25 protein-coding genes are annotated in these 24943 nt (G+C 66.2%); 14 read left to right on the forward strand and 11 right to left on the reverse strand.

What is annotated here, in order from left to right; translation table 11 throughout:
• Positions 1 to 20: 20 nt before the first annotated feature.
• Entirely contained in the window at positions 21 to 812 is a 792-nt protein-coding gene (locus tag EU800_RS17690; RefSeq protein WP_129634355.1) for a transporter, read from the reverse strand.
• Positions 813 to 1014: 202 nt separating this feature from the next.
• Between EU800_RS17690 and EU800_RS17695 the strand changes: the two genes are divergently transcribed.
• On the forward strand, positions 1015 to 1998 hold the full coding sequence (locus EU800_RS17695) for a putative zinc-binding metallopeptidase (RefSeq protein WP_129634356.1): 984 nt from the start codon (positions 1015 to 1017) through the stop codon (positions 1996 to 1998).
• A gap of 174 nt (positions 1999 to 2172) precedes the next feature.
• On the opposite strand, the gene ilvC is transcribed toward EU800_RS17695, so the two are convergent.
• Positions 2173 to 3195 carry a ketol-acid reductoisomerase gene (ilvC, locus tag EU800_RS17700; protein WP_129634357.1) on the reverse strand — a complete coding sequence of 341 codons (1023 nt, stop codon included), beginning with the start codon at positions 3193 to 3195 and terminating at the stop codon, positions 2173 to 2175.
• Positions 3196 to 3331: 136 nt separating this feature from the next.
• Between ilvC and EU800_RS17705 the strand changes: the two genes are divergently transcribed.
• The 3 genes from EU800_RS17705 (at position 3332) to EU800_RS17715 (ending at position 5075) form a co-directional block, all read left to right on the forward strand.
• Positions 3332 to 3787, forward strand: a complete 456-nt coding sequence (locus tag EU800_RS17705) for an Lrp/AsnC family transcriptional regulator (RefSeq protein WP_129634358.1) — start codon at positions 3332 to 3334, stop codon at positions 3785 to 3787.
• Positions 3784 to 4239, forward strand: a complete 456-nt coding sequence (locus tag EU800_RS17710; protein ID WP_129634359.1) for an Lrp/AsnC family transcriptional regulator — start codon at positions 3784 to 3786, stop codon at positions 4237 to 4239. Before EU800_RS17705 ends, EU800_RS17710 begins: the two co-directional genes overlap by 4 nt.
• Positions 4240 to 4346: 107 nt before the next feature.
• Positions 4347 to 5075, forward strand: coding sequence for a GGDEF domain-containing protein (locus EU800_RS17715; RefSeq protein ID WP_129634360.1), 729 nt, complete (start codon positions 4347 to 4349; stop codon positions 5073 to 5075).
• 85 nt (positions 5076 to 5160) lie between these two features.
• On the opposite strand, the gene EU800_RS17720 is transcribed toward EU800_RS17715, so the two are convergent.
• The 3 genes from EU800_RS17720 to EU800_RS17730 all read right to left on the reverse strand — a co-directional run bounded on the left by EU800_RS17720 (position 5161) and on the right by EU800_RS17730 (position 7445).
• Positions 5161 to 6369, reverse strand: coding sequence for an FAD-dependent monooxygenase (locus EU800_RS17720; protein WP_129634361.1), 1209 nt, complete (start codon positions 6367 to 6369; stop codon positions 5161 to 5163).
• A gap of 80 nt (positions 6370 to 6449) precedes the next feature.
• Positions 6450 to 6692: a hypothetical protein gene (locus EU800_RS17725; protein WP_129634362.1), complete on the reverse strand. Its 243-nt coding sequence runs from the start codon at positions 6690 to 6692 to the stop codon at positions 6450 to 6452.
• A 105-nt stretch (positions 6693 to 6797) separates the two neighbouring features.
• A complete protein-coding gene (locus EU800_RS17730) occupies positions 6798 to 7445 on the reverse strand; it encodes a pyrimidine 5'-nucleotidase (RefSeq protein ID WP_129634363.1) in 648 nt (215 codons plus the stop codon).
• 129 nt (positions 7446 to 7574) lie between these two features.
• Between EU800_RS17730 and EU800_RS17735 the strand changes: the two genes are divergently transcribed.
• The gene (locus EU800_RS17735) at positions 7575 to 8225 is read left to right on the forward strand and encodes a GntR family transcriptional regulator (RefSeq protein WP_129634364.1); all 651 of its coding nucleotides are present in this window, start codon (positions 7575 to 7577) and stop codon (positions 8223 to 8225) included.
• An 8-nt stretch (positions 8226 to 8233) separates the two neighbouring features.
• On the opposite strand, the gene EU800_RS17740 is transcribed toward EU800_RS17735, so the two are convergent.
• The 3 genes from EU800_RS17740 to ctaD all read right to left on the reverse strand — a co-directional run bounded on the left by EU800_RS17740 (position 8234) and on the right by ctaD (position 11459).
• The gene (locus EU800_RS17740; protein ID WP_129634365.1) at positions 8234 to 9148 is read right to left on the reverse strand and encodes a hypothetical protein; all 915 of its coding nucleotides are present in this window, start codon (positions 9146 to 9148) and stop codon (positions 8234 to 8236) included.
• A 6-nt stretch (positions 9149 to 9154) separates the two neighbouring features.
• Positions 9155 to 9655: a DUF2244 domain-containing protein gene (locus tag EU800_RS17745; RefSeq protein WP_129634366.1), complete on the reverse strand. Its 501-nt coding sequence runs from the start codon at positions 9653 to 9655 to the stop codon at positions 9155 to 9157.
• A gap of 130 nt (positions 9656 to 9785) precedes the next feature.
• Positions 9786 to 11459: a cytochrome c oxidase subunit I gene (gene ctaD, locus EU800_RS17750; protein WP_129634367.1), complete on the reverse strand. Its 1674-nt coding sequence runs from the start codon at positions 11457 to 11459 to the stop codon at positions 9786 to 9788.
• Positions 11460 to 11828: 369 nt separating this feature from the next.
• Here ctaD and EU800_RS17755 point away from each other — a divergent pair, with 369 nt between their 5' ends.
• Positions 11829 to 13169 (forward strand): peptidoglycan-binding domain-containing protein, encoded by a 1341-nt coding sequence (locus tag EU800_RS17755; RefSeq protein ID WP_129634368.1) that lies wholly within the window; start codon positions 11829 to 11831, stop codon positions 13167 to 13169.
• Positions 13170 to 13275: 106 nt separating this feature from the next.
• On the opposite strand, the gene lipB is transcribed toward EU800_RS17755, so the two are convergent.
• Both lipB and EU800_RS17765 read right to left on the reverse strand, forming a co-directional pair.
• Positions 13276 to 13944 carry a lipoyl(octanoyl) transferase LipB gene (gene lipB, locus EU800_RS17760; RefSeq protein WP_129634369.1) on the reverse strand — a complete coding sequence of 223 codons (669 nt, stop codon included), beginning with the start codon at positions 13942 to 13944 and terminating at the stop codon, positions 13276 to 13278.
• A 74-nt stretch (positions 13945 to 14018) separates the two neighbouring features.
• A complete protein-coding gene (locus EU800_RS17765) occupies positions 14019 to 15998 on the reverse strand; it encodes an acyltransferase family protein (RefSeq protein WP_165354720.1) in 1980 nt (659 codons plus the stop codon).
• A 221-nt stretch (positions 15999 to 16219) separates the two neighbouring features.
• On the opposite strand from EU800_RS17765, the gene EU800_RS17770 reads away from it, so the two are divergent.
• Positions 16220 to 17230: an NAD-dependent epimerase/dehydratase family protein gene (locus EU800_RS17770; protein WP_207209934.1), complete on the forward strand. Its 1011-nt coding sequence runs from the start codon at positions 16220 to 16222 to the stop codon at positions 17228 to 17230.
• Positions 17231 to 17237: 7 nt separating this feature from the next.
• Here the strand turns inward: EU800_RS17770 and EU800_RS17775 are convergent, their stop codons facing one another.
• Positions 17238 to 17873, reverse strand: a complete 636-nt coding sequence (locus tag EU800_RS17775; RefSeq protein WP_129634372.1) for a hypothetical protein — start codon at positions 17871 to 17873, stop codon at positions 17238 to 17240.
• A 293-nt stretch (positions 17874 to 18166) separates the two neighbouring features.
• Here EU800_RS17775 and EU800_RS17780 point away from each other — a divergent pair, with 293 nt between their 5' ends.
• The 7 genes from EU800_RS17780 (at position 18167) to EU800_RS17810 (ending at position 24430) form a co-directional block, all read left to right on the forward strand.
• Positions 18167 to 19510 (forward strand): NAD(P)/FAD-dependent oxidoreductase, encoded by a 1344-nt coding sequence (locus tag EU800_RS17780; RefSeq protein WP_129634373.1) that lies wholly within the window; start codon positions 18167 to 18169, stop codon positions 19508 to 19510.
• A complete protein-coding gene (locus EU800_RS17785) occupies positions 19449 to 20606 on the forward strand; it encodes a cyclopropane-fatty-acyl-phospholipid synthase family protein (RefSeq protein WP_129634374.1) in 1158 nt (385 codons plus the stop codon). The genes EU800_RS17780 and EU800_RS17785 overlap by 62 nt, the downstream gene beginning before the upstream one ends.
• The gene (locus EU800_RS17790; protein ID WP_129634375.1) at positions 20599 to 21093 is read left to right on the forward strand and encodes a hypothetical protein; all 495 of its coding nucleotides are present in this window, start codon (positions 20599 to 20601) and stop codon (positions 21091 to 21093) included. The genes EU800_RS17785 and EU800_RS17790 overlap by 8 nt, the downstream gene beginning before the upstream one ends.
• The gene (locus EU800_RS17795) at positions 21090 to 22352 is read left to right on the forward strand and encodes an MFS transporter (protein ID WP_129634376.1); all 1263 of its coding nucleotides are present in this window, start codon (positions 21090 to 21092) and stop codon (positions 22350 to 22352) included. The genes EU800_RS17790 and EU800_RS17795 overlap by 4 nt, the downstream gene beginning before the upstream one ends.
• Entirely contained in the window at positions 22352 to 22936 is a 585-nt protein-coding gene (locus EU800_RS17800; protein WP_129634377.1) for a DUF3833 domain-containing protein, read from the forward strand. The genes EU800_RS17795 and EU800_RS17800 overlap by 1 nt, the downstream gene beginning before the upstream one ends.
• Before the next feature lie 19 nt (positions 22937 to 22955).
• Positions 22956 to 23480: a DUF3833 domain-containing protein gene (locus EU800_RS17805; RefSeq protein ID WP_129634378.1), complete on the forward strand. Its 525-nt coding sequence runs from the start codon at positions 22956 to 22958 to the stop codon at positions 23478 to 23480.
• Between the two features lie 293 nt (positions 23481 to 23773).
• Positions 23774 to 24430 (forward strand): hypothetical protein, encoded by a 657-nt coding sequence (locus EU800_RS17810; protein ID WP_129634379.1) that lies wholly within the window; start codon positions 23774 to 23776, stop codon positions 24428 to 24430.
• Positions 24431 to 24943 lie beyond the last annotated feature (513 nt).

Consider the following 24943-nt stretch of genomic DNA (forward strand, 5'->3'; position numbering starts at 1 on the left):
CGAGACCCGCGCGGCCCGCGTCACTTCGGGAACAGGAATGTCACCTGGAACCGCGCGCCCCAGCCCTCCGGCCCGTTCTCGGGTGCGTCGGCCCAGTAGCGCGTTCCGAGCGAGAGCTGCACGGGCTGCTTGCCGAGCTTCACGATCTGGCCGACCATGACATTGATCGGCACCGACCATTCTTCTGCCACCCAGTCATAGGTGGATTCCGTGTTGATCGTGAAGGAGGTCGCCTTCTTCGTCGTGAAACTCAGGAATGGTTGCGCGTAGAACTGGTTGATCTCGCCGTCCTCGTCGTTGTCGGTGACCGACCAGAGCTGGCTCACCAGCGCGCCATAGGTCCAGCCGCTGCTCTGCTTGAGAACGACACCGGTAAGGCCCGCTCCCCATTGATCGGTTCCCAGATCGTCTGTTGCCGTCGGCAGCAGGAAGACCGGGCCCGCGCCCCAGATCAGGCCGCCGGGGCCGGGCGCCTTGGGCGAGAAGAAGAAGCTCTGCGTCGTCGGGCCGAACCCGATCTGGCGGCCAAAGGCATCCGAAATGTTCTGGTTGTAGACCGGAAGGATCGTCCGCGAGATCAGGTTCCAGTTCTCGCCGATCGAGATCGGGATCACCGGCTGGATATTGAGGTAATATTGCTCGCCCTGGCCGCCGGGATAGCCCTGGTTGTAGTTGAACTGGAGCGGCACCGAGATCAGGTCCGCGACCGGGTTCGACAGCTTCTTCGACAGGTCGGCGCTGTCGTTGCCCTGCGCGAGCGCCGAGGTTGCGATCAGAATGGCGGCGGCCGTGGTGGCGAGTCGGTTGAACATGGCGGGAACTCGAAATGATGCAGGTCACGCGAAGTAGAGGACATCCGCCGTTCGGAGTCCAGCAAAGCCCGCGCCGACCTGCGCGGCCGGCACTATCCGGTCGCCGCTGTCGCGTTCTTCTGTCATGCTCCTTGCCAACAGCTCCGCGCGCCGGAGACGGCGGAGGACGCCGCCCGGGTCCGGGGCAGGAAAGGATTTTTGGATGAAACTCTACGAATGCCCGTCCTGCGGGGCGACGGTCTACTTCAGCAATTCCGTCTGCGGCAATTGCGGCGCGCATATCGCCTACACCCCCGAGGCCGATGCGATCGTGGCGGCCGCCAACACCTGTTCGAACCGCGACAGCATCGGTTGCAACTGGGTCGCCGGGGATCCGGACGAGCCCCTGTGCCACAGTTGCCAGATGACCGACGTCGTGCCCGATCTCTCGATCGACCCGAATCGCGCGCTTTGGGCCGAGGGCGAGGCAGCGAAACGCTGGGCGCTGGCGACGCTGGCCCGCTGGGGCTGGTTCGGCCCGGACGATCCCGGCCCGCTCCCGTCCTTCCACTTCAAGTCGGAGCGAACACGAGACGGGCAGGCGCAAGTGACCATGGGCCACGCCGAGGGCGTGATCACCCTCAACGTCGCCGAGGCGGACGACGCGATCCGGGTCCGGAACCGCGAGATGCTGGACGAGGAATACCGCACGATGCTCGGCCACCTGCGGCACGAACTGGCGCATTTTCTCTTCGACCGCTTGAGCGATGCGCCCCGGTTCACCGAGGCGTTCCGCGCGCTCTTCGGCGACGAGCGGGCCGATTACGGGGCGGCGCTCGAGCGTCACTATGCCGAGGGCCCGCCGGCCGGCTGGCGGGAGCGCCATATCACGCCCTATGCCAGCGCCCACCCCCATGAGGACTGGGCCGAGACCGTGGCTCACATGATGCACCTGACGGATATGGTGGACAGCGCCGTGGCGGTCGGGATCGGCTGGCCGTCGGTCTACGCGCCGCCGGCGGATGCCTATGCCACGACAGAGTCCGACGCGCTGATCCATGTCGCGGTGGATCTCGGCCTCGCGTCGAACCAGCTGACCCGGGCGATGGGGCTCAACGATCTTTATCCCTTCGTGCTCACCGATACCGTCCGGGACAAGCTGGAATTCGCCCATTTCTGGCTGAATCGACGTGCGCGGATGGCCTGACCGCCGGATTGTGGAACATCTGCCACCATCGCATCTTTGCCCGGCCGTGGCGGGCGGGGCCAATCTTCACGGTGAAAGCGGTATCACAAATGCAGAAGGGGCGCCGAAGCGCCCCTTGCAGACCGGCAGCGGAGCCGCCGGTCGGTCTTGCCACGCGTCAGCCGCGGCTGCGGATCAGTTCCGCGACTTGTCGACCATCTTGCCGGCGGTGATCCACGGCATCATGCCGCGCAGCTTCTCGCCGACTTCCTCGATCTGGTGGGCGTCGTTGTTGCGGCGGATCGCCTTGAAGGACGGCTGTCCGACGGCACATTCGGCCATCCAGTCGCGCACGAAGCGGCCCTGCTGGATGTCGTCCAGCACCATCTTCATCCGCGCCTTGGTTTCCTCGTAGGGCAGGATGCGCGGGCCGGAGACGTATTCGCCGTATTCCGCCGTGTTCGAGATCGAGTAGTTCATGTTGGCGATGCCGCCCTCGTAGATCAGGTCCACGATCAGCTTCACTTCGTGCAGGCACTCGAAATAGGCCATCTCAGGGGCATAGCCCGCCTCGACCAGGGTCTCGAAGCCCATGCGGATGAGTTCCACGAGGCCGCCGCAGAGCACTGCCTGCTCGCCGAAGAGGTCGGTCTCGCATTCCTCCTTGAAGTTGGTCTCGATGATACCCGAGCGGCCGCCGCCGATCGCCGAGCAATAGGAGAGGCCGAGTTCGAGTGCCTTGCCGGTGGCGTCGTTGTGGACCGCCACGAGGCAGGGCACGCCGCCGCCCTTGGTGTATTCGCCGCGGACGGTGTGGCCGGGGCCCTTTGGCGCCATCATGATGACGTCGATTCCTGCGGGCGCCTCGATCAGGCCGAAATGCACGTTGAGCCCGTGGGCAAAGGCGATCGCGGCACCCTCACGGATGTTGTCCTTGACGTATTTGTTCCAGGTGTCGGCCTGCAACTCGTCGGGCATGGTGAACATCATCAGGTCGCACCAGGCGGCTGCCTCGGCGATCTCCATCACCTTGAGACCTTCGCCTTCGGCCTTCGCCGCCGAGGGCGATCCCGGACGCAGCGCAACGGCCACGTTCTTTGCGCCGCTGTCGCGCAGGTTCAGCGCGTGGGCGTGGCCCTGGGAGCCGTAGCCGAGGATGGCCACCTTCTTGTCCTTGATGAGGTTGATGTCGCAATCGCGATCGTAATAGACCCGCATCTTCTTGTCCTTCGGTTGTGATCCGTGTTGATGGGCGGATCATAGGTCTTTCCGCGGAATAGACGTTTCGATTTTGTATGAAATGCGCTATTAGCAGTTAGATCCATTCGTCATATCAGATCTTTCGGGGAATTTCATGCTAGACGAGCTCGACCGGCGCATCCTACGCCATCTCCAGCCGGATCCCGCGCGCTCCATGGCCGACCTCGCCGAGGCTGCGCGCACCACGCCGGCGGTCTGCTCGCGCCGCCTCGCCCGGCTGCGCGCCCGCGGCGTCCTGCGCGGTCAGGCAGCGGTAATCGACTGGCATGCGCTTGGCTACGAGGTTCACGTCTCGCTCCGGGTCACCCTCGACAAGACCCAGTCGAATGCCTTCGACATCTTCCTCCGGGAAGCGAAGACCGTCCCGGAAGTACTTGAGATCCAGACCTTCCTTGGCGTGGTCGATGTCCGCCTCGTGGTCATCGCCCGCGACATGGCGCATTACCAGCACCTCTATCGCGCGCGGATCCTGACGCTGCCGCATATCGCCGATATCGAGGCGCTGGTGCATGTCGCGGAGATCAAGTCGGGCGAGGTGCTGCCGCTGTGATCGAGATCGACGACACGGATCGCAACCTGCTCCGGGCGCTGTGCGAAGATGCGACGCTCGGCACCGGCGAACTGGGCCGACGGCTCGGCCTCTCGCAGCCCGCCACCTGGCGCCGGGTGAAACGGCTGACCGATGGGGGCGTGCTCGCGGGCCGCCGGCTGCTGCTCGACCGCGAGGCGCTCGGCTTCGGTGTCACGGTGTTCCTTGGCGTCAAGCTTGCCACCAAGGGCCGGGTGTCGCTCGACGAGTTCGAGCGCGCCGCCGCGGCCATCCCGGAGGTCCAGACCATCGAACATGTGCTCGGCCTCTACGACTATCGCCTCCGCGTCGTCGCCCGTGACCTCGCGGATTTCGAACGCGTCCTCCGCCGCCGCATCATGACGCTTCCCGGCGCCGGCAATGTCGAGGCCAATGTCATGCTCAGCGAGGAGCGGTTGCCGGGGCCGATCTGATGCCTGAAATTCGTCTCGAATTGGCGGAAGTGAGCGGTCCGGCGGTTACCCTCCCTTAGCTATTCCCCGCCTAGGCTCACGCCAGGCGAGCGGCGAACGGAGCGTGCATGATCCGTCGACGGCAGGACATCTGGCGGCATGCGATCGCCACCGCGGTCGTGGTGGCCTCCGCGGTTGCTGTGTTCGTTATGATTCTCGCGCCGCGCTCGGACTGGGCGACCGATATTCCGAGCTCCGTGGTCTTCGCGACGGCGATGAGCCTAGCCTTCGCGGTCTTCAACGGACGACAGATCCTGCGCAACCATGATCTCGCTGTGGAACTCACCCGGATGCTCGAGCGGGACAGGCTGACCGACGTCGCCACGCGGGAGTATTTCTACAGGCGCATGGCGGAGACCCCTGGGGCGCACGGCGTGTTGCTGATGATCGACATCGATCATTTCAAGGCGATCAATGACGGCTTCGGGCATGTGACGGGCGACCGCGTGATTCACCACGTTGCCCAGATCCTGCGCCGGAACTGTCGGCCGGAGGACATCGTCTGTCGTTTCGGCGGCGAAGAATTCGTCGTCTTCCTGCGCGGCGTCGGCGCGGAGAGCGGGTTTGCCGCCGCGGAACGGCTGCGCCGCGTGATTGCCGCAAGCCCTCTGACGCATGAAGACATGGAGCTGCGGGTGAGCGTCTCCGTCGGTGGTTCCCTGACGAATCGCGGCGACGCGGTCGACAGTGCCATCAATGCGGCCGACGCTGCGCTCTACAAGGCGAAGGAGCTTGGCCGGAACCGGTCGGTCATGAGCTGGCTATCGCCGGAGGTCCCTGCGCGGCGCGCCGGCTGACACGGGGCGTGCAGACGCTCACCGGTGCTGGTCCGCCGGAGTCGCGCGAGACCATCGGCTTATCCGGGACGCACGCTCTTGTTCTCTATCGCGGCGACCGCCCCATGCCGGCCCGCATGACCGCGCGGCGCAGGCCGGAGAGGTCATGCACGGCCTTCATGCCCGCCAGCCGCAGCATCTGAACCTGCGGGTTGGGCGAGCGGGTGACGCGGTTGAAGAGGTCGATCGCCTGCACCCGGCGGCGAATATCGGCGCCGCGGCGGCGGTCGTATTCGGCCAGCATCTTCGGTTGCCCGAGCCCGTCGCGGCCGGCGACCAGCGCGAGATCCCGGAGCAGGATAAGGTCGCCCATCGACGTGTTGAGACCTTGCGCACCGATCGGCGGGATGACATGCGCGGCCTCGGCCATCAGGGCGACGCGTGGCGCGGTGAGTTGCTCGGCGCGCTGGCTGATGATCGGCCAGAGCCGCCGCTCGGACTTCAGATGCAACGGCCCGAGCATGTAGCAGGAGCGCTCGGAGGCCCGCGCCTCGAAGGCGGTCCGCTCCATAACGGCCAGTTCCTCGGCCCGTGGCCCGCGGTTCATCCAGACCACCGCCGAGGCCGGCTGGCCGTCAAGATCGGGCAGCGGCACCAGGGTGAACGGGCCGCCCTGGTTGTAGATTTCGGTGGAAACATTGGCATGTGGCTTGGGGTGGCCCACGACGAAGGCCAGCGTCTTCTGGCCGTAATGCGTGGTTCTGAGTCCGATACCAGCCGCCTCGCGCACTGCCGAGCCGCGGCCGTCCGCTCCGATCACCAGCTTCACGGCGACCGAGTTGCCGTCGGACAGCCGCACGATCGCGCCGCTGTCGCGCGCCACCATCGAGGTGAAGGACGTGCCGAAGCGGAGTTCGACGCGTGTCTCCTGCGCCAGGACGCGCGCAAGCCCTTGCAGGACACGCCAGTTCATCAGGTTCCAGCCGAAACTGCGCTCGCCGAGGTCGGTGGCGAGGAACTCCCGGCTGTCGCGGATCTGTGGCGGCCAGTTCACCGTGTCGACCACCCTCAGGACGTTGAGCGGCGTCGCCGAATCGGCAAGCGCGTCCCAGAGGCCGATCTCCTCGAAGAGCTGTCGGGCCGGTTGCAGGAAGGCGGTCGAGCGCAGGTCGGACCCTGCCGCGTCGGCCTCGGTGACCGGCGGCTCGGGCGAGACCAGCAGCACGCGGAACCCCGCAACACCCAGAGTCAGCGCCGCGGTCATCCCGGCGATACCGCCGCCGGCGATGAGGATGTCGGTCTCGCTTCGTGCCATGGTCGGGCCCTCCTGCGGGGGGATTTAGGGCGCAAGCCCTGCCCGATACAAGCGTCAAACCGTCCCGGAGCCGCGGGCCGCTATTGTCCGACCGAGATCACCACGAGAACGGCGAGCGAGGCGAAGGTGAGCGCGACGAAGACGAGGCCGATGCCGACCATCCCCATGGTCAGGCCGACGAGCACCGCCACCACCAGCAGCACGACGACGAGAGCAAAGAAGGCGCCTTCGCCTGTATCCATCTTCAGGCCCTTCCAGCCGCGGTCGCCGGTGAAGGGTTCCGGGGTCTCTTCCGGGGTCGGGTGGGAATCGGTATCGCTCATGTGATCCTCCATGAAATCCGGTTCGGCCAAGACTAGCGCATCCGCCGCCGGCCTGTCCGGCGCAACATGCCGCAGGTCCGCTGTTTTCGCGGACGCGTGCCCGGTTCAGCCTCTGGTGAGCTTCGCGAGAAAGCCGGCGAGATCGTCGGTATGGTGATGGATATGCGGGGCCGGCGCAGGGATGGGCGCGACATGCACCGTCCGCATGCTCATCGCGTGCGGCACGGCGAGGTTGCGCGGTTCGTCCTCGAACATCGCCGCGCTTGCCGGGTCGAGCCCGTCGGCGGCAAAGACCGCCTCGAAGGCCTCGCGGTCGGGCTTGGGGTGGAATCCGGCCTGTTCGACGCCATAGACCGCGTCGAAGAGCCCGCCCAGTCCCCGCGCGGCAAGCACGCGCTCGGCATAGGGGCGGGAGGCGTTGGTATAGACGATGCGGCGGCCCGGCAACGCCCGGAGACCGTCGGCAAGCGCGCTGTCCGGGACCAAGTGGCCGAGGTCGATCTCGTGCACCTCGTTGAGATAGGACGCGGGGTCGACCGCGTGGAGGCGCATAAGGCCCGCCAGCGTCGTTCCGTGTTCCTTCCAGTAGAGCTTGCGCAGACGGTTGGCTTCGTCCTCCGCGACACCGAGTTCGCGCATCACCCAGGCGGTCATCCGGACCTCGATCTGGTCGAAGAGCCGTGCCGCGGGTGGGTAAAGCGTGTTGTCGAGGTCAAAGACCCAGGTGGTGACGTGGGAGAATCCGTTCTGCATGGCGCGGACACTAGGTGCGTCGCCGGGCCCGCGCAAGGCGGGCGCGCAGCCGGCTTCTTGAATACAGGAGCGGGTGATATAGCTTGGGGCGCGCGCGGTCCGATGTCCGTGTCCCGGGAAGGAAAGACGATGCCGAATGACAAGCCGCTGCAGCGGGACGCATACGACATGATCCTCGAAGCGATTGATGTCGGGGTCTACAAGCCCGGCGACCGGCTGGTGGAATCGGAGCTCGCGGAACGGTTCGGTGTCTCCCGCACGCCGATTCGCGAGGCCCTGCAACGGCTTGAGACTCAGTCGCTTCTGGCACGCGACGGGCGCAGCCTGATCGTCGCGTCGCTCGACCACAACCAGCTTGCCGAGCTTTACGTCGTGCGCTCCGAGCTCGAGGGGCTGGCCGCGCGGCTGGCGGCGCGGCACGCGGCGGCCGAGGAGATCGAGGTGCTGGAGCAGATGATCGAGTCGGATCGCGCGCTGGTGGGCGATCCGCCTGCTCTGGCGCGTGCCAACCGGCGCTTCCACCGCCAGATCCACCTCGCCTCGCACAACCGCTACCTGGTGCAGCAGCTCGACCTCGTTTACCGCTCGATGGCGCTGATGGCGACGACCTCTCTGGCCGCTGAGGGCCGAGGTGCGACGGCGATGGCGGAGCATTCGGCGATCCTGGCAGCGATCCGTGCGCGTGACGAGGCGGCGGCCTATGCCGCGCTCAAGGCGCATATCTCGAACGCCTTCATTCAACGGCTGAAACAGGACAGCGAGGCCTCGGCGGCGCTCTGACCCGCAACTCAGACTGTCGGGAACGCTGCCCGGATCTGTGCGAGCGTGATCTCGTCTGTGACCGCGAACCGGCTGGCATAGCGGGTCTTGAAGCTGACCCGGCCGCGCCGTTTGCCGAAATTCTCGCCATGGTTGATGACGTAGAGCGCCGCCTCCTGATGCAGTGGCGTCAGCGGACGGCCGGCGAGCCGGGCAAGATACGGGAAGGTGCGGTGCTCATGGGCGGTGACCGCGGCCAGGAACTCGGCGTCGCGGTGGTCGCGGGAGAAATCGAACCGGAAGGCGGCACAGCTGCCGCACATTTTCCAGAACGCCTTGCGCCCCGGAGCGCGCAGCGTCTGCGGGGCGCAGAGGCCGACGGTGCGGTTCTCTGCGTCGAGCACCCAGCCGCGGGTGACGAGATAGCCGCCGCGGCTCCTACGTTCCACCATCTCGGCCACCGCGCCCGGGGCGAGCAGGTCGTCGGCGTCGAAGGGCATGGCGTAGCCCGACCCCACGCCCAGCTCGGGCAGCGCCTTGCAGAGCGTTTCCAGCTTGGCCCATTTGTCGTTGCCCTGGAACGGCCGCGTGAAGGGCAGGAAGCGAACCCTGTCGTCGAAGTCCAAGCCGCCCGGTCGGTCCTGGCCGCAGATCGCCACCTTCCAGCGGGACGAGGTCTGGCGGCGGAAGCTCGCGAGCGTATCCGCAAGCCGCGCCTCCACGGCGCACCAGTCGCTGACATGATGCCGGCCGACCAGCGGTATGAGAAACACCACTTCAGGGTCCGAGACCGGGCCCGGGCGGGCATGGGCGCGGCGTTCCAGCGCCAGCTCCTCGGACCATTGCGTTGCGAGATTTTCGTAAGTCCAGCGAGGCCCGAGCGTCCTTGCCGCAAGGCAGGTCAGCGCGCGGCGGGTCTTCGGCGTGGCGGGTACCTGTGCCATGGATCGTTACCCCCTCGCAGGAAGGTATCGCGCCAGCTCGCCATAGAGGTCAACGCGCTCATCGTCGCTGAGGAAGGCGCCGATCTCGACCTCGCGCCCGCCGCCCTTTAGCGTCACATAGTTCGCCACCGGACCGCCTGTCTCGTGCAGCGTCACTTCGACCCAGTGCGGGTTGGCGTCCCAGGCCTGCATCGGCCTGCGGCGGCTGTGCTGTTCCAGCCGCACGCGGTCCTCCCAGATGCGCAGTTCCTCCAGCACCTCGCCATCCCGGTAGGACCGCTCGAGCGCCCAGTAGAGCAACGCCAGAGTTCCCATCAGGAACGGCAGAAGCCCCCAGAGGACCGGCGTGCCGATCGCCGGATAGAGCGGCACCAGCAGCAGCAGGAAAGTGAGGCCGATGAACAGGACGAAACCGCGGCGTGGCAGGGACCGGTGCGGCCAGAGATGCAGCTCGTGCTTTGGCGGCGCGGGGTCGGCCGGGTCGGGGGCGATCCATTGGTAGGGCAAGACGTGTCCTGGGAAAGTCTGTGGCAGGCGGTGCGCGGCGCGGGACCGGCAACAGCGCGCGCCGGGCGGTGCTGAAACGAAAAGAGCCCCGGCGCGTCCGCCGGGGCCCTCCGATCTCGTCAGACCGCGGTCAGTGGGCGTGGCCCTTGTCCCAGTCCTCCTGGCGGGGCAGCGTCTCGAACGTGTGCTCCGGCGGCGGGCAGGGCAGGGTCCATTCCAGCGTGTCCGCGTGCTCGTTCCAGTAGTTCGCTTCGGTGATCTTCTGACCGTGCCGCAGCGTGGCCCAGACGATGTAGAAGAACAGCAGGAACGACGCAAAGGACAGGAAGGCGCCCAGCGACGACACGTAGTTCCAGGTGGCGAAGGCCTCCGGATAGTCGATGTAGCGGCGCGGCATGCCCTGGCGGCCGAGGAAGTGCTGCGGGAAGAAGGTCAGGTTCACGCCGATGAAGAACAGCCAGAAGTGGACCTTGCCAAGAAACTCGGGGTATTGCCGCCCCGACATCTTGCCGATGTAGAAGTAGATCCCGGCAAAGATCGTGAACGCCGCGCCCATCGACATCGTGTAGTGGAAATGCGCCACCACGTAGTAGGTGTCGTGATAGGCCCGGTCGATGCCGGCCTGGCTCAGCACGATGCCGGTCACGCCGCCGATGGTAAAGAGCAGCAGGAAGCCCATGGCGAAGAGCATGGGGGTCTTGAACTCGATCGAGCCGCCCCACATCGTGGCGATCCAGCTGAACACCTTGATCCCCGTCGGGACCGCGATGACCATCGTCGCCAGCATGAAATAGCTCTGCTGGGAGAGCGACATGCCAACCGTATACATGTGGTGCGCCCAGACGACGAAGCCCAGAACACCGATCGCGACCATGGCGTAGACCATCGGCAAATAGCCGAAGATCGGCTTGCGCGAAAAGGTCGCGATGACGTGGCTGGCGATGCCGAAGCCCGGCACGATCACGATGTAGACCTCGGGATGGCCGAAGAACCACAGGATGTGCTGGTAGAGAATCGGGTCGCCGCCGCCGGCCGGGTCGAAGAAGGTGGTGCCGAAATTGCGGTCGGTCAGCAGCATGGTGATGGCGCCGGCCAGCACGGGCAGGGACAGCAGGATCAGCCAGGCGGTGACGAAGATCGACCAGGAGAAGAGCGGCACCTTGTGCAGCGTCATGCCCGGCGCGCGCATGTTGAGGAAGGTCGTGATCATGTTGATCGCGCCGAGGATCGAGGAGGCGCCGGAGACGTGGACGGCGAAGATCGCCAGGTCCATCGAGAAGCCCCCTTCGCGCACCGAGAGCGGCGGGTAGAGCACCCAGCCCACGCCCGAGCCGAGCTGGCCGTTGCCGCCGGGGCTCAGCACCGAGGAGACCGCGAGGCAGCACCCGGCGAAATAGAGCCAGAAACTCAGGTTGTTGAGCCGCGGAAACGCCATGTCGGGCGCGCCGATCTGCAACGGCATGAAATAGTTGCCGAAGCCGCCGAAGAGCGCCGGGATCACGACGAAGAACATCATCAGGATGCCATGCGCGGTGATCAGAACGTTCCAGATATGGCCGTTCGGCGTGCAGTCGTCGGTCGAACTGGCGAAGAGCCGGAAGCCCTCGAGGCACATGTGCTGGACCCCGGGGGTCATCAGCTCGATGCGCATCAGCAAGGTGAAGAAAACGGCGATGAAGCCCACGGCGGCCGAGGTCACCAGGTAGAGAATCCCGATGTCCTTGTGGTTGGTGGACATGAACCAGCGGGTGAAGAATCCCCGCTCGTCCTCATGGTCATGCCCATGAATGGCAGCATCGGCCATGCGTAACCTCCGGAAGTTGTCCTGTTTCTTGTGGCACACCTCTTCCGTGGCGTGCCCGCGTGTCCGGGGGCCACCCTAGGGGCTGCCGAAGGGACCGGCAACATTCAATGTGGCTAATACGAAACATTATTGCGGATGCGGAATATCGCCGACACGCCGCGTGGCGTCCGTCGGCAGACCGATCAAGGTCCCGCCGTCACCGTCTCGGCACGTCGCCGCGCCAATTCGGCCACGACCGTTCGGTATCCCCGAAACAACCAGTCCCGACCGCCGCCTCGGGGAGTGAATGTCATTTCCTCTTCGGAATCGACCGGATTCGGGCTTAGTATGGGGGCGATATTTTAGTCATGGGTAACCGGGAGTAGTCAGATGCGCCGAATGATCCTTGTCCTTCTCGTCACCGCCCTCGCGTTTGTCGCCGCGCCGCCGCCCGAGGCCCGCGCCGATGCGGGAGACGCGATCGCAGGCGCGATCGTCGGCGGAATCATCGGAAATGCGATCGCCCGCGACCAGGCGCGCAAGAGGACCTACACGACCAAGCGAACCTACAGCACGAGCTCGGTTTCCTCTGCGCAGCGGGCCGAGAACCGGTCTGTCCAGAACGCGCTGAACTATTTCGGCTTCAATGCCGGCGGCGCTGACGGGTCCATCGGGCCCCGGACCCGCGCCGCGATCTCGACCTACCAGGCGCATCTCGGCTACGTGCCGACCGGGCAACTCACCCAATACGAGAAAGACTTCCTTCTGACGTCGCATAACCGCGCGCTCGCCGGTGGCCCGGCCACCAACCAGATGATCGCCGCCAACCCGATGGGAACGCGGGGACTGTTGCTCGTCTACCGCGACCAGGCGGCCGGTCTCGCCACTGGGGCCGCGCCTGTACCGTCCGCGCCCTCGGTGAACGTGACCGTGTCGCCGCAGATGGCGGCGCAGCCCACTGCTCCGGCCGCTCAGGCGACCACTGCTTCGGCGGGCGATGCGGCGACGCCGCAAATGCCGAGCTTCCTTGGCCAGGCCGAGGCCCGCTCGCTGGCCTCGCATTGCAACGCGGTCAACCTGATGACCAATGCCAAGGGTGGCTTCACCACGCTCGATGCGATGTCCGACCCGACGATCGCGCTGAACGAGCAGTTTTGCCTCGCCCGCACCTATGCGATCGCGCAGAGCGAGAAGCTGGCGTCGCAGGTCGCCGGTGCGACGCCGGCGCAGATAACCCAGCAATGCAAGCAGCTCGCGCCGCTGCTGCGCGAGCAGGTGGCCTCGATCTCGGTCAATGACCGCCTGGCGGTGACCGACAAGGTCTCGGCCTTCATCCTGACGACCGGCATGCCGCCGGCGCAGGTCGCGCAGACAGCACGGATCTGCCTTGGCGACGGCTACCGGGTGGACGACATGGAGGTCGCGCTGGCCTCGGCGCTGATCCTGGTGGTGCTGGGCGAGCCGGCCTATTCGGAGCTTCTGGGCCATCACCTGGCCGAGGGGTTCGGTGCCTCGAAGCGGGTCGATCTCGCCTATGGCTGGTATCAGGCGAGCGCCGACGCGCTGGCGCGCGGTGCGGTGCCCGTCTTCGCGCCGCAGCAGCAGGGGCGCACCGAGTTGATCCTGACCGCGGCGAGCGAGATCCGGGGCGGCGCGACGGCGCAGCCGGCCATCGGAACAGGGCAGCCGCAGGCGACCTCGCCGATTCCGGCCTTCGACATCGCGCAATAGCGGGGAGCGGCCACCATCCGGTGAATTTCCGGGAGTTGGCCGCTCCGCGGCTGCACCCTCTTGAAGCCTTTGAGACGGCGGTCCGCCCCTTCGGTGGCCCGCCGTCTCAGTCTGCGTGCGCCGCCGGGTCTGGCAGCGCCGCCTCGAACGTGGCGCGCAGGGCGACGTCGAGGTCGTCCATTGTCACCGGGAGGCCGAGATCGACGAGGCTGGTCACCCCGTGCCCGGTGATCCCGCAGGGCACGATGCCGTCGAAATGGGAAAGCTCCGGTTCGACATTGATCGAGATGCCGTGAAAGCTCACCCATTTCCGGAGACGGATGCCGATGGCGGCGATCTTGTCCTCGCGCGGCGACCCGTCGGGAAGCGGCGCCTTTTCCGGCCGTGCCACCCAGACGCCGACGCGCCCGGGCCGGATCTCGCCCTTGACGTTGAAGCGGTCGAGCGTGGCGATCACCCAGCTCTCCAGCGCCTCGACGAAAGCGCGGATGTCGCGGCCGCGTCGGTTGAGCTCCAGCATGACATAGACGACGCGCTGTCCGGGCCCATGATAAGTGTATTGTCCGCCGCGCTTGCTGGGATAAACGGGAAAGCGATTGGGATCGCGCAGATCCTCGATCCGCGCCGAGGTGCCGGCGGTATAGAGCGGCGGGTGCTCGAGCAGCCAGATCGCCTCGTCCTCGGCACCGGCATGAATTGCGGCAACGCGGCGCTCCATCTCGGCAACGGCCGCCTCGTAGGGAACCAGTCCCGGGCTCGTGATCCACTCCACCATGACGTCCCTCTTCCATGTGGCCGCACCGGATGTGGACCATCCGGCCGCACGGGGCAAGCCCTGTGGCGGCCGTGTCAGGGAATGGCCTGAACCAGCGCGCGCGTCAGGGGCAGGGGCAGAAGCCTGCGTGCCGCGCTGACCGTCAGGTGGTCGTCATCCGAATAGAGCGGGATGCCTCCGGGCCCGGTGGCCGCGCAGGTCTCGCCGCAGAAGAGCGGGCTGAGCCGGATGTGGGTGATGCCGGGGTCCGTGGCGGCGACGCGGTCCAGCATCGCCTCGGTGCGGCCGGCGCGGGCGATGAAGGCGTCGCGCGAGACCGGTGCGGGCAGTGGGCGGCCGAAGACCATGGCGCTCTTGGCGGCCCGGAGCGGCACGTCCCAGCCGGGCTCCGGCACCGGGCCGAGGATCAGCACCTCGCGGCCAGTGGCGCGGATGGCGACGACAGTGTCGGCCAGCGCCCGTTCGACGAGACCGGCATTGTCTTCGCCGCCGGCGGACTCGGCCCGGGCAAGCCGCACCGCCTCGCCCGGCTCCTCGCCGAAGCGGGTGCCCTCGACCGAGAGCGTCCAGCGCCCCGAAAGTACGACAAGGCGGATGTCGTCGTGCACCGTGAGAAACGCCATCATCGCGGCGTTGAGCTCCGTGCAGGCACGGTTTTCCGGGAGTCTGCGGAGGCCGGGAAGCGGCAGGCAGGCGCTCTGACCCGCGAAGAGGCCGCTGAGACCGGCTTTCGTCGCGGCGAGGTCGACCGCGGGCATCAGCGCGAGCGCGTGGCTGTCGCCCCAGAGCAGGAAATCGGCCGCCCCCTCGGTCGCTGTGCCGAGCCGGCAAAGGCCCTCCGAGGGCAGGGTGCCGAAACAGGCGGCGCGGCGCGGGTTCGTGTCCTCGGCGGCGGCCGCGATGACACGGACATGGGGCGGCAGACGGCCCGGTGCGCCATGCGTCAGGGCGAGTGCCGCGCCGAGGCCGGCGGTCAGCCCGAGCGCGGCGGCCGAGAGCGCGAAGACCGCGCCCTGACTGATCCCCTCGGGTGGGCGGCTGCGGAACGGTGTCTCGACCAGCCGGTAGGTCAACGCGGCAAGGCCGACCGAGAGGGCAGTGGCGGCGAGGCCGAGCGGCAGTGGCAGTTCGGCCGCGCCACGCGCGGAGCGCAGCAACGCCAGGACCGGCCAGTGCCAGAGGTAGAGCGAATAGGAGATGAGGCCGATCCGGACCATCGGCCGTGTCGACAGGAACCGGGTGACGGCACTTCCACCGCCCCGACCGCCGAGCAAGATCGCGGCGGCGCCGAGCACCGGGGGCAGGGCGGCGAGCCCGGGGAAAGGGGTTGCCGGACCGTAGAGGAACACCGGCAGGGCGATCGCACCAAGGCCGGCGGCGGCCAGCATGTTTCGGCTGCGCGGAGCGAGCCGGGCCGGGGAAGGAAGCAACGCCAGCGCCGCGCCGATCCCCAGTTCCCAGGCGCGGGTCGGCAGGAGGAAGAAGGTCCAGCCCGGACGGATCGGAAGGATCGCGACGGCCAGTGCGAGCGAGAGGATGGAGAGAAACGCAATACTGCGCAGCGCCGCGTCCTGTCCGCCGAGGCGGACCATCAGGTAGAGCAGCGGCGGGAAAAGCAGGTAGAACTGTTCCTCGACCGCGAGCGACCAGGTATGCAGCAGCGGTTTCAGTTCGGACGCGGAGGCGAAATAGTCGAGCGACAAGGCGAAATGAACGTTGGAGGCGAAGAAGGTCGTTGCGACGGCGGATTTTCCGAGATCGTCCATCTCCGCCGGCAGCAATACCAGTGCGCCGACAGCGAAGGTAACCAGCACTACCAGGGTGAGCGCCGGCAGAATGCGGCGGGCACGGCGCTCGTAGAAGCGCAGAAGCGAGAAGCGGCCGCGCGAGATCCCGTCGGCGAGGATCGACGTGATGAGGTAGGCCGAGATGACGAAGAAGACATCGACGCCGACGAAACCGCCGGTCAGGCCGGGCAGGCCTGCGTGATAGAGCACCACTGGCAGGATCGCGATGGCGCGGAGACCGTCGATATCGGCGCGGTAGGTGACCATGGGCGGCCTGTCGTCTTCCTGCGATCGCATCACCGTCCCGGCGCGGCGGCTGGGCTTGGCTGCCTTCCTTCTGCGCGCGTTCTGGTTAACGGCCGGTTAAGCCCGGCGGGACCGGCGGTGGGGCCGCGGTCTGGACAGGCTTCCGGTGGTAGGATACCGCCGACATGGTCCCCGTCCGCGCGATCCGGGGCGGGGCAGACTGGCGGGAAGGGGCGCGAGACGTGAGACGGGCATTCATCACCGGAACTGCGGGGTTCATCGGCTTCCATCTTGCCGAGCTGCTGCTTCAGGAGGGCTGGGCGGTCGCCGGCTTTGACGGGATGACAGACTACTACGATGTCTCGCTCAAGCGCCGGCGGCACGAGATCCTCGGCCAGCATGCGGGCTTTTCGGCCACCGAGGCGCGCCTGGAGGACATGGAGAGCTTGCAGCGCGCCGTAGAGGCGTTCGCGCCCGACATCATCGTGCATCTCGCGGGGCAGGCGGGCGTGCGTTACAGCCTCGAGAATCCGCGCTCCTATATCGACGCCAATGTGGTGGGAACGTTCAACGTGATGGAATGCGCCCGCGCGGCCGGCGTGGCGCATCTGTTGCTGGCCTCGACTTCCTCGGTCTACGGCGCCAACACCGAGATGCCCTATGCCGAGACGCAGAAGGCCGACACACAGCTCACGATCTACGCTGCCACCAAGAAGGCCAACGAGGCGATGGGCCATGCCTGGGCACATATCCACGGGCTTCCGACCACCGCCTTCCGGTTCTTCACGGTCTACGGGCCCTGGGGGCGGCCGGACATGGCGCTCTTCAAGTTCACCCGCGGTATCCTCGAAGGCACGCCGATCGACATCTACAACAATGGCGAGATGTGGCGCGACTTCACCTATGTGACCGACCTTGTGCGCGGCATCCGCGCGCTGATCGACGCCGTACCCGGCGGCGAGGAGACGCAGGTTGCAGGCGACAGCCTGTCGCCCGCCGCGCCCTTCCGGATCGTCAATATCGGCAACTCGGACAAGGTGCGGCTGCTCGATTTCGTCGATGCGATCGAGGCGTCGCTCGGGCGCAAGGCGATCCGAAACTACATGCCGATGCAGACCGGCGACGTGCCGGCCACCTGGGCCGACGCGACGCTGCTCGAAACCCTGACCGGCCAGAGGCCGCGCACCCCGTTTCGTGAGGGCGTTGAGGAGTTTGTCCGCTGGTATTGCGACTATTACGGGGTCGCGCGCTGAGCGGGAGTCAGCGCGCCGCGGCCTGCTCGTAGAGTTCGAAATCCCGGCGGCATCTCGATCGGGCAATCGCCCCGATGCGCGCGCGCTGGCGCGACGTCGGCGGCGTGTAGTCGGTCCGGTTCTTCACCGGGAGCGTGAGCTCGGCTTCGGTATAGCCGAACCGGGAGAAGATCCTGAGAAACTCGGATTGCAGCCGTGCGAAATCGCCCAGTTCCTCGACCGCCGGCACTGCGCCGTCGTCGACGAAATGGGATGAGGTCTTGAACGGATAGAGGCGGCACCAGAGCGTTATCGGGGTGGCGCGGGCGAAGGCGACGCGCAGCTTCAGCCCGAGGCCGCCATCGCCACGGTCGCTGCGCTCTGAGGCGCGGCCGCTTCGGTAGAAATGGTATTTCGAGACCATCAGCTCGACCGGGTCCCGCAGGAAGGCGATGAAGGTGTAGTCCCCGGCTTCGTCGCCGAGCGCGCGGCGGATCTCGGTGGCGGCGGCATGCACCGGCAGGGCAACGCGCCGTCCGTCGCGCCGCACGACCTCGCCCCGGCGCGCTTCCGGGTCGATCTCCAGGAGCCGGCTCGCAATGGCGCTGGTGCCGGTCTTGGGCACCTCGACGAAGACATAGCCGCGTTTTCCGTTCCAGATCATCCCGGCCCCGCATTTCGCCCGTTCGCGCCGCCGCAGAGATCGGCGCTGCACCGGCCCGTGTCAACTGCGACCGCGCCGATGCGGGGTCTCATGGCCCGTACTTGCTTCATCAGTGTGAAGGGGCGAGCGATGGCGCGCGGTCCGGAAGCGGCCTCTCGTCGGCTGTCCGGTGATATCGCCGCGTGGCCGTCAGGGGCAGGTCGCCTACGAGACTTCCTCGACGTCATCGACTCGTTCTGATCCGGCACGGCTGCAAACGCGTATCCCCTGAAGATTACACACTCGAGGACGCCATGTTTGATTGCCATTCGGCCCCCGGAAAACGGATTGCCATTGTCGGAGCCGGAATCTCAGGGCTGTCAGCGGCCTACTACTCGGGCCAGGATCACGAGGTAACCGTGTTCGAGGCCGGCAGCCGCTTGGGTGGTCACGCGCGGACCGTCATGGCGGGGCTGCGGGGGAATCAGCCGGTCGACACCGGCTTCATCGTGTTCAACTACGCGACCTATCCCAACCTCACGCGCCTGTTCCGGGACCTCGACGTGCCTGTGACCCGGAGCGACATGAGCTTTGGCGCCAGCATCGACGATGGCCGGATCGAATACAGCCTGGCCAGTCTCCGCGGCCTCGCCGCGCAACGGCGCAACCTTTTCCGGCCGCAGTTCCACGGGATGATCTCGGACATCCTTCGCTTCGGGAAGCGCGCGGTGGATGCCTCCGAGGACGACCGGATATCCATCGGCGAACTGGTGGAAGAGCTCCGGCTCGGTCGCTGGTTCCGGGACTACTACCTGATGCCGATGTGCGGGGCGATCTGGTCGACACCGGTCAGGGAGATCGACCGGTTCCCGGCGCGGTCTCTCGTGCGCTTTTTCCGCAATCATGCCCTGCTTGCCGGCTCGGGCCGGCACCAGTGGTGGACCGTTGAGGGTGGCAGCATCGAATATGTCCGGCGTCTGACCTCGGCCCTTCAGGCGCGGGGCGTGAGGATACGCCTGAACGCGCCCGTCCGGGGTGTGACGCGCGATCCGCTCGGGGCGACCCTGCGTGTCGAGGGAGGCCATGAGGAGACGTTCGACGAGGTCATTTTCGCCTGTCATTCGGATCAGGCGCTCGCGATCCTCGGTGCGGAGGCAAGCCCGACCGAGCGCGCATATCTGGGCGCGATCCGCTACCAGACCAACCATGCCGTGCTGCATCGCGACCCCGCGCAGATGCCGCGCCGCCGCGCCGCCTGGGCCAGCTGGGCCTATCGTTCGCAGGACGGCGCCATCGGTGTCACCTACTGGATGAACCGATTGCAGGCGATCCCGGAGCAGGACCCGTTATTCGTCACCCTCAATCCACCCGCGACGATTCCCGATCACCTGGTCTATGATCGCAAGGACTTCGCGCATCCGATCTTCGACGGGCCGGCCCTTGAGGCGCAGCGCGGGCTGCAACGGATCCAGGGACAGAACCGGACCTGGTTCGCCGGCGCCTATAACCGCCACGGTTTCCACGAGGACGGAATCGCGAGCGCGCTGCGCGTCGTCCGCGGCATCAACCGAACTTCGCAGATCCTGGGAGAGAACCATGGGCATCACGAGCACGGCATTGAAGCGCAAGTTCCTGTCAACCTGCGAACGCCTGCGTGACGGACAATTGACCCTGCGCACGCCGGAGGGCGAGGTCCACCGGTTCGGCACCGGCGGTGCGGAGGCCGAGATGGTGATCCGCGACTGGTCAGCCGTATCGGCCATCGCCGCGCATGGCCAGGTCGGCCTCGGCGAGAGCTATGTTCAGGGTCTGTGGGACACGCCGTCGGTCGAGGCGCTGGTGACGCTCGCCATGCGCAATCGCGACGCACTGGGGGCCTACGACCATGCGGGCGCCGCGCAACGGCTGAAGTTCCGGCTGGTCGACACCGTGCTGCGCGCCAATTCCCGCCGTGGCGCGCAACGCAATATTCGCGCTCACTACGATGTCGGCAACGAGTTCTACCAGCTCTGGCTCGATGAAGGCATGACCTATTCGTCGGCGCTCTTCGAGGGCGCGACGGATGACCTTGCCGAGGGTCAGAAGCGCAAGAATGCGCGCGCGCTGTCCCGGCTGGGCGACGGCGAGCGGCTGCTGGAAATCGGCTGCGGCTGGGGTGGGTTCGCCGAACAGGCCGTGGAAGAAGGCCGCCGGGTCTCCGGGGTAACCATCTCGCGCAACCAGCACAGCTATGCCGAAGCGCGGCTGGACGGGCGGGCGGACATCCGCCTCTGTGACTATCGCGACATCGAAGGCCGCTTCGACAACATCGTCTCGATCGAAATGATCGAAGCTGTCGGTCAGCGCTACTGGCCGGACTATTTCGGCACGCTGAAGCGCAACCTGTCCGAAGGCGGCCGGGTGCTGCTTCAGGCAATCACCGTGCCCGACAGCTTCTTCGAGACCTATCGCACGTCCTCCGACTACATCCGCCAATACGTCTTCCCGGGCGGCATGCTGCTCTCCGACGCGGCGATTGCATCGCAGGCACAGTCAGCGGGGCTCGCCGTTCGGGACAGCTACGCCTTCGGTCAGGACTACGCGCAGACCTGTCGGATGTGGGCCGCACGCCTGCTGCGGCAGAAGCGCCGGATCGATGAGCTCGGCAATGGCGACGGGTTCTTCCGGAACTGGCAATATTACCTCGAGATCTGTGCCGCGTCCTTTGCCGTCGGACATACCAACGTTGTCCAGGTGGAGCTCTCCCATGCGTAGCGTGCTCCTCCTGGCGCTGTTCCTGACCGGCGCGCTGCCTGCGCAGGCCGCTGCAATCGGTGCGGTGCTGCCGGGGGCCAGCGAGCGGGGCACGGCCGTCTACCGTCACTTCGGTTTCCCGATTTACGAGGCAAGGCTCTACACAAGGGGCGGCGGCGCCTTCGACTGGAACGACGAGTTCGGGCTGGAGCTTCGTTACCTGCGCAATCTCAGCCAGTATGACCTCGTCGAAGGCACGATGCGCGAACTGGCCCGGACCGGCGGCGCCCTGCCGGTGCGTAATCAGCTCGAAAGCTGCTATTCGAAGGTCTCGAAGGGGGACCGGTATCTTGCCGTGACCGACGGTCCGAACCGGATTTCGCTCTGGCTGAACGGGCGTCCCGCCTGCACGCTCTCGCATCCCGAGATCAAGTATCGTTTCATGGCGATCTTTCTGGGCGAGAACACCCGGTCGCAGAGCTTCACGAGAAGGCTCAAGGGACAATGACCGCGGAGGTCGGTGTGACGGCGGCGCGGCAGGCGACGGCCTATCCGAGGGTCGGTCTCTACGCGCTCATGCTCGCGGCGGCGGGCATTCCGCTCTATATCCACCTGCCACGCTTTGCCTCGGTGGAGCTTGGCATCAGCCTTGCGACCATCGGCTCGCTGCTGCTCGTGATCCGTCTGGTCGACCTCGTGCAGGACCCTGTTCTCGGCTGGGCGATCGACCGCTGGCCGCGGGCGCAGCTTGGTTTCGCGATCGCGGCAGCGGCTGGCCTGGCCATCGGCTTTCCCCTTCTCTTTTCGTTGCAGCCGGATCCCGGAGTGATCTGGCGCCTCCTGGCGATCCTCGTGCTGCTGTTCTCTGCCTACAGCCTTGGAATGATTCTTCTCTACGGGCGCAGCGCGACACTCGCTGCGAGCCCCGAGCCGCGGGAACTCATGACCCTCGCGGCCTGGCGCGAGGCCGGCATGCTCGCCGGTGTCGTTCTGGCCGCAATGGCACCCGCCCTGCTGGCGGGATCGGGAGGAGCGGCCGGCGGCTACACGCGCTTTGGCATGTTGCTCGGCGCCACCGCTGTGCTGGCCGCCATCCTGACCATGCCGATGTGGCAGAGGCCGGTGATTTCCGGCTCCCGTCTCTCCCTCCCGGGGCTGCGGTCGTCCGGCGCCATGCGGCTGCTCGTGCTGGCTCTGGTCAACAGCCTTCCCGTGGCGATCACCTCCACGCTCTTTCTGTTCTTCGTGGAGGACAGGCTACAACTTCCCGGACTGGCCGGCCCCTTCCTGATCCTCTTCTTCTTGTGTGCCGGCCTGAGCGTTCCCGGCTGGGCAAGGCTGAGCCGGCGGATCGGGGCGCGCGCCGTGCTGCTGGTTGCGATGCCGCTCTCCATCGTCGGTTTCATTGGCGCGGCCTTCGTGGCCCCCGGTGGCGCGATCGCCTTTGCCGCTATCTGTGTGGCCTCTGGTGCAGCGCTGGGTGCCGACATGGTTGTTCTGCCGGCAATGTTCTCGATCGTGCTCACCCGCGCGGGTCTCAATGCCTCGACGGCCTTCGGCATCTGGTCCCTCGCAGGCAAGCTGGGCCTCGCCCTTGCCGCCTTCCTTGTTTTGCCCGTGCTCGACGCCAGCGGCTTTGCCCCCGGTCAGGACAATGCACCCTCTGCCATCACGACCCTGACCATCGCCTATGCCATCGTTCCCTGCATCCTGAAGCTTTGCGCCCTCGCCCTGGTCTTGGCGCTCCCCGACGAGGACCCATCCTGATGACCCTGACAGCCCTTGCGACTTTTCTGGGCGTGGTGGTTTGCGCCATCGTCGCCAAGCTGCGGTTGCTGAGCTTTCGAGCCCAGAGACCCGGCGATTATGCGGCGACCTCCCCGGAATTCGATATCAAGCGCGATTTGAATGGACCGATCATGTCCGAAGGCGTGATCTACGGACCCACCGGGCGCATGACGAGCAGCTTCGTGGCGCGCATGCACGGCGAGTGGGACGGCGACAGCGGCACGTTGACCGAGGACTTCGTCTATTCGAGCGGCGTGACCATGCAGCGGAAGTGGAACCTGACGATGGGGCCGGGAAAGACCTTTGTCGCCAAGGCGGATGACATCGAAGGCAGCGGGCAGGGCGTGATCTCCGGCTCCACCGTCATGCTGAGATACAGGATCCGCCTGCCCGAGGAGTCGGGCGGCCACGTGCTCGATACCACGGACTGGATGTATCTGATGGGCGACGGCACGATCATGAACCGCTCCGAGATGCGCAAGTTCGGCATCAAGGTGGCCGAGCTGATCGCCTCGATGCGCCCCGACTCCGCCACATCGCATCGGTCGGTCGATGCCTCCTAGACTCCGAAAGGTCTTCGGAATGAAAACGATCCTAACAGCGGTTCTTCTGCTTGTGCTTGCCGGCTGTTCCGGCACGCCGAGCCTGAACGACGATGTGCTGACCGGCAGGACGCTCAACCTCGAAGAGTTTTTCGAAGGCAGGACCGTCGCCTACGGGCAGTTCCAGGACCGGTTCGGAACGGTGCAGCGGCGTTTCGAGGTCGATATCGAAGGCACCTGGGACGGACAGACCCTGCGGCTCGTGGAGCACTTCGTCTACGACGACGGAGAGACGGAGCAGCGGATCTGGACGCTGCGGAAAACCGGCGAAGATCGCTGGGTCGGAACCGCTCCCGGCGTGATCGGCACCGCCGAGGGCCAGGAACGCGGCGATACATTCAACTGGAAATACCGGATCGATCTGCCGGTGCGAAAGGGGACGATGCGCGTCGATTTCGATGACTGGATGTGGCTCATGTCCGATGACCGGCTGCTTAACCGGGCCTATGTCTCGCGCTTCGGCGTCCGGCTCGGAGAGGCGATTATCTCTTTCGAGAAACGCTGAGCGCGGATCGAGGCGGTCCCGGAGCACTTAATGCGCATCTGGCGGAGGGCCCCTTCGCAGCCAAGACGTGCTTGGGTCAATTGGCCTGGACGAACGCGGGGCGCCGAGCTTTGCCGGATCCATGCTGGGCAGACGTAATCTCGCCGAACCTCACGAGTGCTCCGACATCACTTCGCCCAATGTGACTTGAGCCGAGGGAGAAAACTGGATAGCTCTTCTGGCTTCGAACCGTTCCGCCGTCAGATGAACCGGACGGCAGGATGGCCGCAATCTCTTGAGGTGAGTCCCTGTCCTTGCACACCCGATTCGCGCTATTTCTCCTTCTGGCCGTCGATACGACCGTCATCGCGATCTATCTCGTGCTTCACGCGGCTGACCAGACCGGCGCGATCACGCGGGTGCCCGATCTCTTCAAGATCAATGCCCGTGGCGGCCTCCCGTCCAATCTTCTGTTCACGAAGTTCTTCGCGATGTTCGCCTTTCTCGCCTGGGCCGGACGGCGCACCGGACTTGGCTGGGTGAAAGGGATGGCGCTCGTCTTCCTGCTTCTGTTTCTCGACGATAGGGCCGAGTTGCACGAGATGTTTGGCGACCAGATGGTGGGCCTGTTCGGGCTGACGGGCGCATGGGGAATCGACGCCGACGATATCGGCGAGGTTCTCTACCTCAGTCTCTTCGGCGTTATCTGCTTCGGGCTTCTCGGACGCGCCTATGTCGCGGCACCCCAGCCGCTTCGCGGAGACATCGTGGTCCTGATCGGTCTTGTGGCCGTGCTGGCGTTCTTTGGCGTCGTGGTCGACCTCGCCGCGGAAGCGGTGCGGGACAGTGCGAGCGACGCGATCTTCAACACCCACTTCGTCTTCCACACGCTCGAAGACGCCGGAGAACTTGTCGTAGCTTCGTTCCTGCTCGTCCAGGCCGCGAAGACCGCCCGTGATCTCATTGCATGAAGGGGTTTGCGGATTGTCGGGCGGCAATCGTACCCCCGAACGGGCCTGGGACGTCGAACGCCGAGAATCCAGTGGCGCAAGCGGCTTCACATCCGTTTGGCCGTGTGGCGCTGCTGGCGCGGCCGGCCCCGATCCTCGGAAAGCCGCTGATCGTTTGCCCCGGTTAAACCGTCCAGCTTCGGCGGGTGGATCGGTGACAGCTGCCGGTAGACCGGCGGAACCGAAAAAGACAACATGATCGCTGTCCGGTGAATTCCCGAAATGCCGCGCCGCCTCTCGGTGCCCCATGCCTTCGGCACACGCCAAGCAAACCTTCCGATACAAGTCCCCGGTGAAGATCCTCTCGCCCTCCCTCGGTCAAAGAGGAGGGCGATGGTGGACGACTTTTAGAGCGTTCCCAAGCTGATCGGATTCAGGATTCCCAAGATGTGGCGCCCATGGTTCTCTGTTTGTGAGGCAGATATAGGGGGTAGGAATGGGCAAGCCACATCCTATGGAATTGCGGGAGCGCGT

Origin of the sequence: Tropicimonas sp. IMCC6043 (assembly GCF_004146235.1) — a bacterium.
In the GTDB taxonomy this organism is placed as follows: Bacteria; Pseudomonadota; Alphaproteobacteria; order Rhodobacterales; family Rhodobacteraceae; genus Tropicimonas.

What these genes read in the sequence shown, in the direction of transcription:
- ctaD (WP_129634367.1), bottom strand. Translation starts at nt 11,459, where the DNA reads ATGGCCGATGCTGCCATTCATGGGCATGACCATGAGGACGAGCGGGGA.
- EU800_RS17795 (WP_129634376.1), top strand. Translation starts at nt 21,090, where the DNA reads ATGACCGCGGAGGTCGGTGTGACGGCGGCGCGGCAGGCGACGGCCTAT.
- EU800_RS17755 (WP_129634368.1), top strand. Translation starts at nt 11,829, where the DNA reads ATGCGCCGAATGATCCTTGTCCTTCTCGTCACCGCCCTCGCGTTTGTC.
- EU800_RS17785 (WP_129634374.1), top strand. Translation starts at nt 19,449, where the DNA reads ATGGGCATCACGAGCACGGCATTGAAGCGCAAGTTCCTGTCAACCTGC.
- EU800_RS17715 (WP_129634360.1), top strand. Translation starts at nt 4,347, where the DNA reads ATGATCCGTCGACGGCAGGACATCTGGCGGCATGCGATCGCCACCGCG.
- EU800_RS17695 (WP_129634356.1), top strand. Translation starts at nt 1,015, where the DNA reads ATGAAACTCTACGAATGCCCGTCCTGCGGGGCGACGGTCTACTTCAGC.
- ilvC (WP_129634357.1), bottom strand. Translation starts at nt 3,195, where the DNA reads ATGCGGGTCTATTACGATCGCGATTGCGACATCAACCTCATCAAGGAC.
- EU800_RS17705 (WP_129634358.1), top strand. Translation starts at nt 3,332, where the DNA reads ATGCTAGACGAGCTCGACCGGCGCATCCTACGCCATCTCCAGCCGGAT.
- EU800_RS17730 (WP_129634363.1), bottom strand. Translation starts at nt 7,445, where the DNA reads ATGCAGAACGGATTCTCCCACGTCACCACCTGGGTCTTTGACCTCGAC.
- EU800_RS17765 (WP_165354720.1), bottom strand. Translation starts at nt 15,998, where the DNA reads ATGGTCACCTACCGCGCCGATATCGACGGTCTCCGCGCCATCGCGATC.
- EU800_RS17740 (WP_129634365.1), bottom strand. Translation starts at nt 9,148, where the DNA reads ATGGCACAGGTACCCGCCACGCCGAAGACCCGCCGCGCGCTGACCTGC.
- EU800_RS17790 (WP_129634375.1), top strand. Translation starts at nt 20,599, where the DNA reads ATGCGTAGCGTGCTCCTCCTGGCGCTGTTCCTGACCGGCGCGCTGCCT.
- EU800_RS17780 (WP_129634373.1), top strand. Translation starts at nt 18,167, where the DNA reads ATGTTTGATTGCCATTCGGCCCCCGGAAAACGGATTGCCATTGTCGGA.
- EU800_RS17720 (WP_129634361.1), bottom strand. Translation starts at nt 6,369, where the DNA reads ATGGCACGAAGCGAGACCGACATCCTCATCGCCGGCGGCGGTATCGCC.
- EU800_RS17690 (WP_129634355.1), bottom strand. Translation starts at nt 812, where the DNA reads ATGTTCAACCGACTCGCCACCACGGCCGCCGCCATTCTGATCGCAACC.
- EU800_RS17800 (WP_129634377.1), top strand. Translation starts at nt 22,352, where the DNA reads ATGACCCTGACAGCCCTTGCGACTTTTCTGGGCGTGGTGGTTTGCGCC.
- lipB (WP_129634369.1), bottom strand. Translation starts at nt 13,944, where the DNA reads ATGGTGGAGTGGATCACGAGCCCGGGACTGGTTCCCTACGAGGCGGCC.
- EU800_RS17805 (WP_129634378.1), top strand. Translation starts at nt 22,956, where the DNA reads ATGAAAACGATCCTAACAGCGGTTCTTCTGCTTGTGCTTGCCGGCTGT.
- EU800_RS17735 (WP_129634364.1), top strand. Translation starts at nt 7,575, where the DNA reads ATGCCGAATGACAAGCCGCTGCAGCGGGACGCATACGACATGATCCTC.
- EU800_RS17775 (WP_129634372.1), bottom strand. Translation starts at nt 17,873, where the DNA reads ATGATCTGGAACGGAAAACGCGGCTATGTCTTCGTCGAGGTGCCCAAG.
- EU800_RS17725 (WP_129634362.1), bottom strand. Translation starts at nt 6,692, where the DNA reads ATGAGCGATACCGATTCCCACCCGACCCCGGAAGAGACCCCGGAACCC.